General features: G+C 67.7%; 15 protein-coding genes and 1 tRNA gene. 7 read left to right on the forward strand and 9 right to left on the reverse strand.

The window, feature by feature from the left end; genetic code table 11:
• Positions 1-59 precede the first annotated feature (59 nt).
• The 3 genes from P1L40_RS14130 (at position 60) to P1L40_RS14140 (ending at position 1,304) form a co-directional block, all read left to right on the forward strand.
• The gene (locus P1L40_RS14130) at positions 60-329 is read left to right on the forward strand and encodes a DUF7553 family protein (RefSeq protein WP_284007912.1); all 270 of its coding nucleotides are present in this window, start codon (positions 60-62) and stop codon (positions 327-329) included.
• A gap of 53 nt (positions 330-382) precedes the next feature.
• A tRNA-Val gene (locus P1L40_RS14135) sits at positions 383-457 on the forward strand.
• A gap of 283 nt (positions 458-740) precedes the next feature.
• Positions 741-1,304, forward strand: coding sequence for a hypothetical protein (locus tag P1L40_RS14140; RefSeq protein ID WP_284007914.1), 564 nt, complete (start codon positions 741-743; stop codon positions 1,302-1,304).
• Between the two features lie 51 nt (positions 1,305-1,355).
• Here the strand turns inward: P1L40_RS14140 and P1L40_RS14145 are convergent, their stop codons facing one another.
• The 5 genes from P1L40_RS14145 to P1L40_RS14165 form a co-directional block, all read right to left on the reverse strand.
• Positions 1,356-1,706 carry a hypothetical protein gene (locus P1L40_RS14145; protein WP_284007916.1) on the reverse strand — a complete coding sequence of 117 codons (351 nt, stop codon included), beginning with the start codon at positions 1,704-1,706 and terminating at the stop codon, positions 1,356-1,358.
• 49 nt (positions 1,707-1,755) lie between these two features.
• A complete protein-coding gene (locus tag P1L40_RS14150; RefSeq protein WP_284007918.1) occupies positions 1,756-2,478 on the reverse strand; it encodes a DUF1028 domain-containing protein in 723 nt (240 codons plus the stop codon).
• Between the two features lie 43 nt (positions 2,479-2,521).
• Positions 2,522-3,823 carry a DUF7405 family protein gene (locus P1L40_RS14155; protein WP_419181182.1) on the reverse strand — a complete coding sequence of 434 codons (1,302 nt, stop codon included), beginning with the start codon at positions 3,821-3,823 and terminating at the stop codon, positions 2,522-2,524.
• Positions 3,824-3,859: 36 nt separating this feature from the next.
• Positions 3,860-4,240: a hypothetical protein gene (locus P1L40_RS14160; RefSeq protein ID WP_284007922.1), complete on the reverse strand. Its 381-nt coding sequence runs from the start codon at positions 4,238-4,240 to the stop codon at positions 3,860-3,862.
• A gap of 85 nt (positions 4,241-4,325) precedes the next feature.
• The gene (locus tag P1L40_RS14165) at positions 4,326-5,372 is read right to left on the reverse strand and encodes a phytoene/squalene synthase family protein (protein ID WP_284007923.1); all 1,047 of its coding nucleotides are present in this window, start codon (positions 5,370-5,372) and stop codon (positions 4,326-4,328) included.
• A 136-nt stretch (positions 5,373-5,508) separates the two neighbouring features.
• On the opposite strand from P1L40_RS14165, the gene P1L40_RS14170 reads away from it, so the two are divergent.
• From P1L40_RS14170 to P1L40_RS14180, 3 genes are all read left to right on the forward strand, one after another.
• Positions 5,509-5,742 (forward strand): DUF7996 family protein, encoded by a 234-nt coding sequence (locus tag P1L40_RS14170; protein WP_284007924.1) that lies wholly within the window; start codon positions 5,509-5,511, stop codon positions 5,740-5,742.
• Positions 5,743-5,818: 76 nt separating this feature from the next.
• The gene (locus tag P1L40_RS14175; RefSeq protein ID WP_284007925.1) at positions 5,819-7,129 is read left to right on the forward strand and encodes a glycoside hydrolase family 68 protein; all 1,311 of its coding nucleotides are present in this window, start codon (positions 5,819-5,821) and stop codon (positions 7,127-7,129) included.
• 52 nt (positions 7,130-7,181) lie between these two features.
• Entirely contained in the window at positions 7,182-8,090 is a 909-nt protein-coding gene (locus P1L40_RS14180) for an FtsZ/tubulin family protein (RefSeq protein ID WP_284007926.1), read from the forward strand.
• 41 nt (positions 8,091-8,131) lie between these two features.
• Here the strand turns inward: P1L40_RS14180 and P1L40_RS14185 are convergent, their stop codons facing one another.
• Together P1L40_RS14185 and P1L40_RS14190 are read right to left on the reverse strand one after the other, a co-directional pair.
• Entirely contained in the window at positions 8,132-10,279 is a 2,148-nt protein-coding gene (locus P1L40_RS14185) for a GH32 C-terminal domain-containing protein (RefSeq protein ID WP_284007927.1), read from the reverse strand.
• 78 nt (positions 10,280-10,357) lie between these two features.
• Positions 10,358-11,797 carry a hypothetical protein gene (locus P1L40_RS14190; protein ID WP_284007929.1) on the reverse strand — a complete coding sequence of 480 codons (1,440 nt, stop codon included), beginning with the start codon at positions 11,795-11,797 and terminating at the stop codon, positions 10,358-10,360.
• A 191-nt stretch (positions 11,798-11,988) separates the two neighbouring features.
• On the opposite strand from P1L40_RS14190, the gene P1L40_RS14195 reads away from it, so the two are divergent.
• The gene (locus tag P1L40_RS14195) at positions 11,989-12,171 is read left to right on the forward strand and encodes a hypothetical protein (RefSeq protein ID WP_284007930.1); all 183 of its coding nucleotides are present in this window, start codon (positions 11,989-11,991) and stop codon (positions 12,169-12,171) included.
• 2 nt (positions 12,172-12,173) lie between these two features.
• Here P1L40_RS14195 and P1L40_RS14200 read toward each other — a convergent pair whose 3' ends face one another.
• Entirely contained in the window at positions 12,174-13,256 is a 1,083-nt protein-coding gene (locus P1L40_RS14200; protein WP_284007931.1) for an actin-like salactin, read from the reverse strand.
• Positions 13,257-13,322: 66 nt separating this feature from the next.
• Positions 13,323-13,820 (reverse strand): FlaD/FlaE family flagellar protein, encoded by a 498-nt coding sequence (locus tag P1L40_RS14205; protein WP_284007933.1) that lies wholly within the window; start codon positions 13,818-13,820, stop codon positions 13,323-13,325.
• Between the last annotated feature and the right edge of the window lie 38 nt (positions 13,821-13,858).

Consider the following 13,858-nt stretch of genomic DNA (forward strand, 5'->3'; position numbering starts at 1 on the left):
CCCGGAACCGCAAGCGCGTGGGCACAAAGGATTTATTCGTTGTCTCCGTAGGGACAGATATGAACAAGCACTTCGAAGACGCACGGTACTACCTCAAGCGCGCCGGCGAAACCGCGACCAGGGGCGTCAAGGAGGAGCTTGAACCGGTCGAAGAACGGTTCCGCGAGCTCACCGGCAACGAGAAAGAGCCCGAGCCCGGTCGGCTCGACAAGGTCAAAACCGACCTGAAAGACCTCCAGCAGCGAGCAGAGGGCGACGCCGAGCAGGCGATCAAGGACGCCCGCGAGAAGATCGGCGACTACCGCCAGAGCGAGCAGTCCGAAGCCTGAGCCGACCCGGAGAGATAACGCTTAAGTCCGGTCGTCAGGTAGCAGAAGCTACCGGGTTGGTGATCTAGTCCGGTTATGATACCTCCTTCACACGGAGGATGTCGGCGGTTCGAATCCGCCCCAACCCATCCTGCGACGAACGGACGTGAGGAGCGGATGGTTCACCAGGATTCGAACCATGGAAGGCGCGCACAGTGGAGCGAGCACGTCTTCCTTCGGTTCGAATCCGCCCCAACCCATTCTTGCGACGAACGAATGTGAGGAGCAGAATGGTCCGGTTGACTCTCCTGTGTGGACGACAGGGAGTCTTTCCTCGGTGAGAATCCACCCGAACTCGTTTTCGCCCGACAGAGCCACCGCTCGTAGGCGACGGGCACAACGTGTAATCGACTGGCGAACACCGAGTGTAGCATGGCCGACGAGCCACTTCACGAGCGGATGGAACAGTACGAGCGGCTGGCGACGGAGGCGAACGAGCGGGCCCGCGAGCGCGATCGGGTCGCCACCGACGTGAGCGACCGGCTCGCGGCGGCCATCTCCACGGCCGCCGAGGAGACTGGCGTGACTATCGAACCGGGCACGCGTTCCGGGGACGGGCACCGATTCAACGTCACGGCCAGACTCGACAGTGCGGCACTCGTGGCGGCTGCGACACGAACGCTGCCCGACGGGTTCGTCGTCTCACACGTCAACGACGACGGCTCACTCGACGTGGAGTGGACGGGCACGCGCGAGACGCCGTCCAAACGGGAACACGGCGCGATCCTGAAAGCGATCGTGGCCGAGGAGACGGTCCTCGACGAGGACGGCTTCGTCGAGAGTGTCCCGACACGCGCGCGGGTGACCGACCGGGCCGTGGAGTTGGGACTCGACCGGAGCGACGCCGACGACCGCCTCGCGCGACTGGCGACGCTGGATGTCGTCGATCTGGCAGACGGCAGCGTCTACCCCGACGAGAACTTCTCGCGGTACTGAGGGGGGTGTCGCTGCTGTCGCCTTCAGCCCCCCAGTCGTTCGGTCCGAGAGTCACACCGACTCGACGAACATCGCGTCAGCGGAGGTCCCGCCCTCGTTGAACGACAGCACCTTCGCGCGGATCACGTCGCCGGTCGAGAGACCCGAGGGAACGTCTTCGACGAAGAGCACGAACCCCTCGACCTTCCCGACGGCGACCTGCTCGCCGGAGTGGTGTGTCGAGAACTCGGTCACGCCGAACTCGTAGGTCGAGCCGACCTCGACCGGCGGTTCGCGCTCCTGTGCGGCCTCGTGGGCTCGCTTCGACGACCGCCTGTCGGACGACCGATAGCGCAAGATCGCATACGTCCCGCCGAGGCCGGCGGCACCGCCAGCCACGGCGGCGAGGACGAGCAGTTCCATAGCGGTGTCTCGGCGCCGAGCCCCTTAGGTCCGGGCACTCGACGCCCGGTCAGGTGTCGTCGGCTTCGCCGTCTTCCTCCTGCGTCTCGCTTCCGTCGTCCTCCTCGTACTTCTCCATGGCGGCGGCGAAGCTCTCGACGGCTAACTCGCGGGTTTCCCGCAGGTCCTCGATGGGGGTCGGCGTCGCGTCGACGCGCAGGTCCTCGTCGTAGGGCTCGTGGTCGCGGTCCTCGGTCGTGGCGACCTGGAGCGCCGCCGACTGGACTTCGAGGTCGGTGCGCTTGTCCCCGCCCTCGGCGTGGCCGGCCGCGAGCGCGTCGACGAGTCGCTTCGACAGCGGCTCCGAACGGTCGCTCTCGGCGTACGCCTCGATGGTCGCATCGAGGACGGCCGGCCCGGTCAGCAGGTTCCCGGCGACGGTCACCCCCTCCCGCTCGCGGTGGCCGAACCACTCGCCACAGTCCGCACCGGAGAACGTGAACTCCCCGTCGCTGTCGACGCCGTGGAGCTGTCTGACGGCGCTGTCCTCGTCGGCGGCGAGCAACGCTTCTAGGGCGTCCTCGACGGCGAGGCCGTCGGCGAGGTAGGCGACGCCCTTTCGCCCGAGGTCGACGTTGACGCGGGCCTGTGTGGCGACCGCGCCGTGGTCGGTGGCGAACGGACACAGCGTCCCGACAGCGGCCAGGCGCGTGGTGACGGCGACGCCGTAGCGGGTCTGGTCGACGCCGTCCTCGTCCGCGTAGTGTTCGCGGACACAGATGCTGAAGGTCACACCGGCGAGAGGGACCGGACGCTCGAAAACCCGGCGGTCACGCTCACTCGGGCCGCGGCGTCGGGAGCGAGCGGTGGCGCCGCGGCGGGACGAGGAAGTACCCCCGCCGGCGGACGAAGATGTACTCCAGGATGCCGTTGTTGACTCGCTGGCGGACCGCCGGAGTCTCCGCCGGGATGTCGCTGCCGTTCATCGCCTCCCGGACGGCCTCGAAGTCGGAGATACGTTGCTGGAGGGTCGGGAAGTGGAGGCTCGCCACCTTCTGGTCGGAGCCGATGTCGTCGGTCGACTCGAAGTGCCGGCGGAGGAGTTTGACGTTGCCGTCCTCGTCGCGGTTGCCGCGGGCGGCCTTCTGTGCGTGGCCGACGCGGCCGTACTCCCGGGCCTGGTCGACGATGTCGTCGACGTACTGGTCGATCTCGCTGTTGGCCCCGAGATTGTCGCCGATCCCCTCGACGAGGTCGTTCTCCGCGTGGGCCGGCGAGAACATCTCCATGACCTGCTCGCGGCGGTCCTGTTCGCCGTACCAGTCGCCCAGGCGCTGACGGAGGTTCGCGACGGCCTTGGTCGTCCCGCCGGCGAACGGCCCCGAGTCCAGCGTGACGTAGTCCTCGGTCGCCTGGTTCCCGACGAAGCCGGCCTTGAACCCCATGAACAGCGGCGATTCCTCGGGAACGGGGTTCCCGTCGGGGATCCCCGCGGCGTCCTGGTGCTGTGCCGGGAGGCCGGCCCCGACGAACCCGGTCCGGCGGGAGTCGACGGTCACTACGTCGGTGAGCCGGGCGGTGACATCCTCGCCGTTGACGGTCGCGCGGTCGCCGGTCAGCCCTTCCTCGGCTTCGAGCACTACGTCGGGGTTGTCGCTGGCGAGGTGGACCACGGCGTCCTGGGTGTCGAAGGTTGGCGTCTCGAACCCCGAGAGCGCGCGCGGTTCGGGGAGGTCCAGATCCGCGGGGAGCGACTCGTCGAACCGGTCGAAGTACGACCGGGAGTACGCGACGCTGAACACCAGCCCATCGTTGCTCCACTCGTAGGCCCGGTCCAGCGTCGTCAGCGCGTCCGCGACGGTCGCCCGCGCGTCCTCGCCGGGCGGCCCGTCGGCGTCGAGGTCGACGTAGAGGAGGAGCTGGTGTTCCGGCAGCAGCGAGTTCCCGTGCTCGTCGTGACGGATGTGCTCGCGCCAGGCGTGTTGGCGGGCGGGTTTCGTGTCGGGATCGCCGGTCGGCACCGGCTCGTCCCGAAACCGGCCGAGACACGCCGAGAGCGCGCTCGCCCCACCGACGGCGACCGCGGCTTTGCAGAACTGACGGCGCGAGAGCCCGTCGTCCAGCGGCTGCATGGGCATGGGTTGGTGGCGGGCGTGTAAGCGCGTTGCGGTCGGCTACAGCCCCAGGATGTCACGGAGGCCGCCACCGCCGCCGTCGGACGTGTCGGCTCCGGCCGCGCGGTCACCCGGTAGTTCCCGGGCGAGTTCGGCGACCTCCTGCTCGCCGAACCGGTCGTCCTCGCGTGCGTCCTCGATCCAGCCGGCCCACTCCTCGTCGGTCAACAGGCCCCGAGAGTCGGTTCCCCACTGGTCGACCAGCGCTTCGCGGTCCTGGAAGGGGATGTCCATCCCGCTGTCGCCCCAGTAGAGAGGGGAGAGCTCGAAGTCGTACTTCTCGTGGTCGAGCCAGACGAGCCGGTACGGATAGCCGTTGTAGAGGAAGACATCGTCGGGTCCGACGCGGTCGCCGGTCGGGAGTTCGAGCCACTTGGACATACCGACGGGTAGGCGGGCGAGACAGTTCAGGGTTGTGTCCAGTCGAAAACGGGATGCGGGACGGGTCCACACTGGGACGCCGGCGTCAGTATTCGTGGAGTGGTCGCTTGCGGATCTTGGACCGCAACTCGGCCAGCGAGGGGTCGTCGTCGCCGACGAACTGCTGACAGACAGCGTGGACTTCCTGGCGGGTGATCTTGACGTTGCCCTCCTCGATCACGTCCGCCGGTCGGTCACGGAGTTCACGGATCGTCCCGACGGCCAGCAAGAACGGGATCGCCCACGCGGAGAGGCGGTTCCCCCGCGTCTCGGGCATGGCGTCGAGCCAGTTCTGGGCGCCGTCGAGGTATCCCTCGGCGCGTTCGGTGACGGCTTCGATGACCGGGACCAGCGCGGCGGTGTGACCCGTGTCGCCGACATCACCGTGGTCGAGGCCCTGTTCGTTCAGCAGTTCCAGCGGGAGGTAGACGTTGTTCTCTTCCTCCATGTCCGTCGCGGCGTCCTTGGCGACGTTGACCAACTGGAGCAACAGCGCGAAAGAGCGCGCGTTGGCCTCCATCTGTTCGACCTGTTCGTCGCTGGCTTCGTGTGAGACCAGGCCCGTCACGAGCGTCCCGACGGTACCGGCGGCGTACCAGCAGTACTCTTCGAGTTCTTCGAGGGTCTGGATACGGAGCCCGCCTTCCTCGGCGTAGCGGTCGACGAACATCGCCATCCCGTCGACGAGTTCCCGGACCGGCCCGCGGATCGTCTCCGGCGAGCGACCGTCGAGGCCTCTGAACACGTCGACCACCCGGCCGGCGTTGTCGACGACCCGCCAGTCGTCGTTTTTCGACTCCGGGATCCACTCGTCGACGGCCTCCCGAAAGGTCCGAATGGTCGTGTCGGTCTCGGGATCAAGGACGCGACTGTACGTCCGGAGGAGCTCGGCCTGCACGGCTGGGGGGACGTGACCGGCGTCCTCGATCGTGTCCGCGACGCGGCAGAGGAGGTATCCGACACAGATATCGCGTGCCATCGGCTCTTCGAGTTCGGCGATCGTGAGACTGAACGTTCGCGATACCCGATGGACGGCGTCGTAACACCACTCGATGTCTTCCTGTGACGACCGGTCAGTGTGGTTCTGAGACATTCCCGACATCCGCGGTAGGGCATACTGTGATAAAAATGGGGCGGCTATCGATTCCGCTCGGGGCGGAGCGCCACGCATAAGCAGTGGTACTCCCTAGCGAGGGTATGCACACGGCCCACCGGCCGGTGACCGACCGATGAACGAAAGCATCGCGCTCGGCGCGACCATCGCCGCCGTCATCATCGTCCCCGGACTGGCGAACGGCTTTCTCAGCACACTCGGGTATCCGGCTGTCGGGAGCCTCGTCTGGGCGCTCGGCTACGGCCTCGGCGTCGTCCTCATCTGGTACGAGTGGATCCGTCCGCTGGATATCACCGGCCCCGAGGGCGTCGGCCTCTCCGAAGAGGAATCGTCACGCGATCGGTCCTGAGCGAACAGAAACAAACATACTACAGCAGTAGTAGTCATCCAGAACTGTTAACCCGCTTGTCGAGACACACACGTGTATGACAGATCAGTCGCTCGGCGAGGGCGCACCCGGATACGGGGCCCGCGCCGGCTGGAGCCGTGAGCAGGCGGCAGGGATCGAACGAACCCACGACACCGTCGCACCCATCGTCTACCCCCCCGAGGACGACCAGATCCCGGAGGTCCACATCTGGGACACGTGGTTCCTGCGCAACCGGGACGGCACCCTGGCCGAGGTCGAGGGCTACCGCGTCTGTTTCTCGCTGACCGCGCCCTCGGAGCTGCTGCCGGGCAAGCGCCACGACGTTGCGACGATCCGGTGTTTCTACTCCGCGGACGGGAAGCACTGGCACAACGCCGGCCCCGTCTTCGAGGACGCGCTGGGCCAGCGACAGTGGGCCGGTTCGGCGCTGTACGACGACGACGGCTCCGTCTATCTGTTCTACACCGCGGCCGGCGAGGAGGGCGCCGAGGATCTCACGTACGGCCAGCGCATCGTCGGCGCCGGCGGCGGCAGCATCCACACCGACGACGGGTTCGAACTCCGTGGCCCCTGGACCCATCACGAACTGCTCCGGCCCGACGGCGAGCGCTACGAGCGCGAGGATCAGTCCCGCGCGATGATCTACACGTTCCGCGACCCGTGGTTCTTCGAGGACCCCGAGACGGGCGAGACGTGGCTCCTCTTCGAGGCCAACACGCCGGTCCCGGAGGGCAGCGACGCCTGCGGCGGCGACGCCGAACTCCAGGGGTTCAACGGCAGCGTCGGCATCGCCCGCTCGCCCACCGGCGACCCCCTGGAGTGGGAACTCGAAGACCCGCTGCTCGACGCCGTCGGGGTCAACCAGGAACTCGAACGGCCACACATCGTCTACCGTGACGGCCTGTACTACCTGTTTCTCTCCAGCCACCTCCACACGTTCGCGCCCGGACTCGACGGCTTCGACGCGCTGTATGGCTTCGTCGCCGAGGAACTGCGCGGCGACTACGTCCCGCTGAACGAGTCGGGGCTGGTCGTGACCAACCCCGCGAACGCCCCCTTCCAGTCGTACTCCTGGATGGCTTTCCCTCACGGCGACGAGGTGCTCGTCCAGAGCTTCTTCAACTACTACGAGTTCGCCGGCGAGACCCTGGACGAGATCGCCCACCTCCCCGAATCCGAACAGATGCGCCGCTTCGGGGGGACGCTCGGCCCGACCGTCCGCCTGGATGTCGAGGGCACCAGGACCCGGATTCTCGGGGCGCTGGGGCACTGGCACGTCCCGATGGCCGGCGACGAACTGCCGCCGACCGACCGGGAACTGATCCGGCGCGGGCGGGCCGGCGAGGGCGGCGGCTACGGACAGTAACAGCGGCCGCAACGTTTTGTCGGTCCGGCGCCTCTCCCGAGCAGACACCGCTATGCGCGGAGACGACACCACCGTTCCGGACCCCGAGCACGCGCTCGCCGTCGTCGGACACGGCGGACTGGCGCGGTTGGGTCGCGGGCTGGGACGGGCCCCAGGTGTCGCATCGCTGTCCGAGCCACCGACCGCAGACGGGGAGCGAGCGGCCGTCACGGTTTTGCTGACGGATTTCGCCGACGGAGCCGTGCCACCCGTCGAGTGGTTCGACCGGGTGACCGTCGGCGCGGGGCTCTACCTGGCTGTCGTCGCCGCTCCCGCGTCGGCGGACGCGCTGGACCCGACCGTCGCCCGGGCGGTGAGACGGCTGCGTGGGGCGGTCGACGCGACGGTCGTCCTCCGACCCGGGCACCATCGCCGCGGCGTCCGTGCGACTGTGACGACTCTCGCGGACCTGCTCGCACGTCCGGGCGTCGTCAACCTCGACCCGGCCGACGTTCGGACGGTGCTCCGGGCCGGTCCCACGGCGGCCGTCGCGACGGGTACCGGGACCGAGAACGGGGACGCTGCGAGCGACGCGGTGACGGCCGTCCAGACGGCGCTGGACGCGCCACACGCCGACGTGGGGCCGCCCGAAGCCGTCCTCGTCAACCTCGTCGGCGGACCCGGACTGTCGCTCGCCGCGGCGGTCGACGCCGTCGACGGCATCCAGCAGGCGGTGCCCGACGACGCCGTGTTGATCTGGGGGGTCGCCGTCGAGCCCTCGCTGTCGACCGTCCACGCTCAGGTCGTCGCCAGCAGCGCCAGCGCCCCGCTCTTCGAGGTGGTGCTGTCCGACGCGCGCGAGCCGACACCGGGTGAGGCCTGTCCGCGGTGTGGCGGCCACGTCGCCGCCTACACGCTGGGGGACAGCCGGACGGCCGCCTGCGAGGGCTGTGGCTACTCCGGGACGGCCAGGCGGCTCTGAGAAGGGTTCGTGACAGCGCTTCAGAACTGGGGGTGAGCCGACTACTGTGGCGGTACGCGGTCGGCGTCGGCGCGGGGCCAGGCGCCGTCCAGTTCCCACACGTCGAGCGAGGCGACCGTCGCCCGGCCTCCCTCGGCCCGTAGCGAGATGCCCGTCGCGTCCTCGCGGGTCGGATAGACCCGGCTCGTCAGGCAGTGTCGTTCGTTGGCGAACACCTCGACGACGGAGCCGTCGACGAACACGCGCAGCGACAGCGGCGAGTCGTAGGGGGTAACCCGCATCCGCTGGGTGGCGCTGGTCGCTCGCTCGTCGAGGCTGGCCGTCGAGCGGTCGACGGTGATCTCGGAGTTCCGGGCGTAGCGGATCGGCGTGTACTCCTCGCGGTCTGGCGTCTCGAGGACCGACAGCGCCAGCGCGTCGGCGTCGTCGAGCCGGACCGTCGCACGCAGTTCGAACTGCTGGCTGTCGATGTCGAGCGGCCGGCGTTCGCCGTCCAGGCGGAGCACATCGTGGCCGAGGTTCTCGCCGCGTAACGCCCGGAGTTCCGGGGCCGGCCGCTGGCAGAGCCCGCCGTCGTCGGCCAGGGTCAGTTCCCGAGGCAGCGACATCGTCCCGGACCAGCCGGCGTCCCACTGCGCGCTCACGTCTCTGGCCTCCGGGAGCCACCCCCAGGTGAGGATGCGCCCGTCGTCGAGCCACATCGACTGCGGGGCGTAGAAGTCGCCGTGGTCGAGTTTGTCCCGGCGGTGGGGGTCGAACTGACCGTCCTCGTAGGTGCCGACGAAGTAGACGACATCCTCGTAGTTCGAGATGTGCAACAGCTGCTTCTCGCCGAAGTCCAGCAGTTCCGGACACTCCCAGACCGTGCCGGCCGTGTCCCGGTCACCGGTCAGGATCGGCCCGCGGTACTCCCAGTCACGCAGGTCGTCGGACTCGTACAGCAGCGCCGCGCCGCCCCCGTCCTCGATTCCGGCGCCGATGAGCTGGTACCAGGTCCCGTCCTCGCGCCAGACACAGTGGTCCCGGAACTCCCCGTCCCAGTCCTCCGTCGAGAGGACCTGTGGCTCACGGGGCACCTCCTGGATGATCGGGTTCTCGGGGTCTTTGTCCCACGCCCGGAGGCTGTCGTCGGTAGCGGTCGCCATGCAGGGTAACTGGAGCGTCTCCCGGCCGCCCGTGTAGAGGATCGTCGGCGTGCCGTCGTCGTCGACCGCACAGCCCGACCAGCAGCCGTCCCGGTCCGGGCCGTCCGGAGAGGGCGTGAGCGCGACCGGTTCGTCCTCCCAGTGGACCAGGTCGTCGCTGACCGCGTGGCCCCAGTGGATCGTGTTGTGGAAGGGACCGGCGGGGTTGTACTGATAGAAGACGTGATACCGGCCGTTCCAGTGGATGAGGCCGTTGGGATCGTTCAGCCAGTTGGCCGGCGGCGTGAGGTGGTAGCTCGGGCGGTGTCGGTCGTCCGCGAGCCGCTCTCTGGCCAGGGTCAACGTCTCGGCGTCTTTCGGCCGGCCCAGCAGCGGCGACCGCTCACCCTCTGCCAGATGCCGGAGGGCGTTGCCGACCAGCGTCTGTCTGTTCCGCCGGCAGATGTCGTGGGTCGGATGCAGGAAGGAGACGGCCGAGCCGATGCCGATGACCTGTCCGTCGCCCGGGTGCCAGGCGATCGTCGACAGTTCCGAGACGGCGTTCGTCTCGGCCCGCGCGGTGCTCGCGAGCACGTCGCCCTGGGCCGGAACCATCCCCTCGTATCGGGTGTACGGAACCGTCACGCCCGGGCCGCGGGTGTGAACGGTCAGCGTGTCGAACTCGTCGTGGACCGGGTGGTCCTCGTAGAGGGCCTTCCACAGCGGGCCGGTCGGCTCTGAGATCTCCTCCCAGCCGCTCTCGTCCGGTCGCACGTCTTCGAAGCCGAGCGGGACGACCGCGCCCATCGCGCCCAGCGTGAGCAACAGACCGCCGCCCGATCTGACGAACGACCGCAGTGTCTCGACCGCGTCGGCCGGAAGCTCGTCGGGATCGAACTCGTCGTCGCGGTGCCACCAGAGGACATCGAACGCGTCGGGTTCGACAGTCGTGAGCGAACATCGCTTGGCCGTCCCGGCTGCCTCCGCACACCAGTCGTAGGCGGCGTCCTGCTCGCTGGAACAGGAACCGGCGTAGAGACAGCCGATCCGCAGCGATTCGACCATTGAGGGAGAGTCACTCTCTCAAATATAAAAACATTCGGTAATCGTTCGTGCTCACTTCTGCACGATTCGTCACTCGCACTACTTCTCGACGGCGGACTGGGAACTCTCGCCGGCCGTGTGGGCCGTCGTCCCGTCGGTGGTGCCCTGGTCGGGACGGGGCTCGTCGGACGGACGCCGCTCCTCGCGGTCGTCCGCAGTCAGTTCCGTGCGTGCCCGCTTGATCCGGTCCTCGACGGCGTCCAGTTCCGTCTGGAGGTGCTCGACAGCGTCGGGGTAACAGTCGCGAGCGGTCGCCAGCGCGGCCTCGAACGCCTCGCGGGCCTCGTCGAACTCGTCGAGGGCCGCGTCGTACTGGCCGGCGGCGGCGTACCAGTCCCCGGCTTCGGTCGCGTCGCTGGCGATGGTCCGTCGGGTCGCAGTGAGGTTCCGGGCGACCTCTCCGAGTCGCTCGCGGATGGCCTCGTGATCGCCGGCGAACCGTCGCTCGTCGGCTCCCCAGTCGAGTCGCATGGCGGTCCGGTACCGTTCGAGGGCGGCCTCCCAGTGGGTCGCCGCCCGAGTCGGGTCGTCCGCTGCCGCCGCGTCTTCGGCGGCCCGGTCCGCGCTCTCGATCGGTGCGGCCGAGAGCCCTTCGATGACCGTCCGCAGTCGCTCACGCTCGGACTGGACGGCCGATACGTCCGGGACGCGTTCGTGTCGCCGGGAGAGGATCGTCTCGTACTCGTCGCGAGCCTTCTCGAACGTATCGTAGGCGGCCTCGTACTCCTGAGTGCGCCACTGGTGTTCCCCCCGGTCGAGGAGTCGATGCGCGTGGCTGCGGCGGACTCGTGAATCGACCGCGACCGCCCGCTCGGACACCGTCTCGACGCGCTGGCTCATCGCCTCGGCGGCCCGCGCCGACGGGACGCCCGAAACCGTCGCCGCCGCGTCGTCGAGGCGGTCGAGCGCGGTCTGTGACGCGGCCCGTGCAGCGTCGAGGTCGCCGTCTTCCCTGTGAGAACTGGCTTCCACGAGCGCCTCTCGGACGGCCTCCAGAACCGTCTCGGCGTGGACCCAGGCCTGCGAGACAGCCTCCAGAAACGTCGTGACGGCTTCGAGTCCGTCTGTCCCGCAGTGCAGCGTCAGCGTCGCACCGCCGGTCCGCGTGATCGTCAACTGTCCGTGTCGGAACCGCGTCGTGGCGTCGACCTGCTCGATCTCTGCGTGTGGGACGGCGAACTCGTGGTCGCCCGTCCCGTCGACGCCGCCGACGAGGACCAGCAGTCGGCGGTCGGTGACGATACCGATCGTCCGGTACCCCGTCCCCGGACGTATCTCGTCGAGTTGGGTCCCCGATTCGAAACTGACCCCGTACTTCCCGTTCGTGAGGACGAACTGCGGGTTCTCACCGTCGTCCAGCGCCGCGACCGCCGGCGCGTCCTGAAGCGTGCCCGGTGACAGGAACCCACCCTGTCCCGTGCTGGTGAGGACTGCCGGAAGCTCGTCCTCAGAATTATCTAAAATGATAATCTGACCCATCGAACGTCTCTACTGGCTCTGTGTATATGATCTTCTCTTATCTATCCTGATACTCGATGGTGGTGTTTTTCGGTCAACAGCAAAAATACTACGCTGGGGGTCGTGGAATATTTCCGCGGACGGCGTCGTCGGCTCTTCGGCTGACACCTGTCTGACTGCCATTTAGGTGCCACGTTGGCGTACTACGGGGTATGTCTCGGCGAGTGGAGCGGGCCGACGACCGGTCCGGAGACCGAACTGCGCCGGCGCGCGACGAGCCGTTCGTCCGTCTCGACGTAGCCGTGTTCGAGTCGATCACCGACACGAGCGGACTCGCACAGTGTGGACAACGACCGCGTATCGAGCGCTGGCTCGACTGCTGGAGCGGCCCGTGACTTCAGCTGTTCTCGACTAACCGCTCCGCGATCCGCTGGGCGCCGACCGTCGCCGCGTCTGCCGGCTGCTCGGCCGCCGTCGCCTCGATCTCGCGGTCGAGTTCCTCGCTGAGCCGCGCCTCGAACTCGTCGACGATCCCGGGGATGCAGGCCATCCCGCCGGTGAGGACGACGGGCTGGTCGAGGGCGAGCTTGTACACCTTCATGTAGTCGTTCGCCAGTTCGGGGAGGAAGGTGTTCGCGAGTTCGTCGACGGCCTCGTCTAAGTACTCGTTGACGGCGTCCATCACCGACCGCTCGATCGTGAACTCGTGTGAGCCGCCGCCGGGCTGTTGGATGATGTCGGTAAAGGGCTCGAAGTCGACGAAGTCGGCGTGCTCTTCCTTGTACTCACGGGCGGTCTGTGTGTCGATGTTGACCCGGCCCTGAGTCTCCTCCTCGACGTAGTTGGCGATCATCCGGTCGACCTCGTTGCCGGTGACCGCGCCGGTCGTGAAGGGGGCGAGCTGTTCGCCCCGCCGGTAGGCGGAGGCTTCGAGGTTCGTCGACCCCATGTTGACCGCGACGAAGATCTCGTCGATCGCTTCCAGCGCCTCGCCGAACGCGGGGATCGACCCACACAGCGACTCGGGATAGCTCTCGACCAGTTCCGTCCCGATCGAGGAGTCCTCGATGACCGATCGGAGGTTGTCCAGCCCCGCCGGGTTGTCGATCGTCGGGATCGCGTAGACGACGCCGCTGTCCTCGGGGATGTCGTTCTCCTCGATGACTGCCTCGAAGAACGTCTTGGTCATCTCGGCACGGTCGGCGTCTTCCGGGAGCCCCGACCGGAGCATGTACTGGACGCGATCGGGGTACTCGCGGGCGGCCTCCTCGCCGTAGAGGATCTTCTCCTCGCCGGTGAGCGCGTCCTCGTAGGTCGCCATGCAGGTCAGCGTCTTGACGATCCGGTTCCCGCCGTCCCCGTCGGGGAGCGCGATGACCGTCCGCGTACTGCCGAGTTTGACCCCGACTGGCACCGTTCCGCCGTCCGCCAGGCTCTCGAACTCCGCGTCGTCCCCCGCTTCTGCGTCGTCCTCACTCATGGTCGATAGGCAGTTCTCTCCCGTCCGGTATATAACCTCACCTCAAGAATCAGACCTGATATCGGCTCAGGTCATCGCGGTCAGCTTCGCGATGTACACCAGACTCAGCATGTGGTCGTCGACATCCAGGTCGCCGTCCTCGGTGGCCGCCGACTCCTCGATCCCCAGCAGGTAATCCGAGAGGTCACTCGCCACGTCGTCGGTGATCCAGTCGACCGACTCGTAGTACGACAGCGCGCTGTCCGTGCCCTGATAGCCGGCGTGCAGCAACAGGAACTCCAGCCACTCGAACACGACGAACTCCGCCGCGTACGTCTCCGGGAGCGATTCGAGATACGGCTTCTCCAGCTCGTCGCCACCGAGAAACGGGAGTAGCTCCCGGTAGAGGCCCGACCGGAACGAGTCGCCGGTGACACTCTCGCCGTCGCCCTCGTCGAGGCCGATGTCGGCCAGCGTCGACGGGTCCGGAACCTCCTCGTCACCGATCCCGCCGTCCTGATCGCCGCGCTTGCGGGCCAACTCCCGCAGTTCGTCCAGATCGTAGTCGCGCGGATTGATGGTCATTGGACACACGTTTCAGCTACTGAGACATAAAAGTTCCA

The sequence above is a fragment of the Haloarcula pelagica genome (genome assembly GCF_030127105.1).
GTDB lineage: Archaea > Halobacteriota > Halobacteria > Halobacteriales > Haloarculaceae > Haloarcula > Haloarcula pelagica.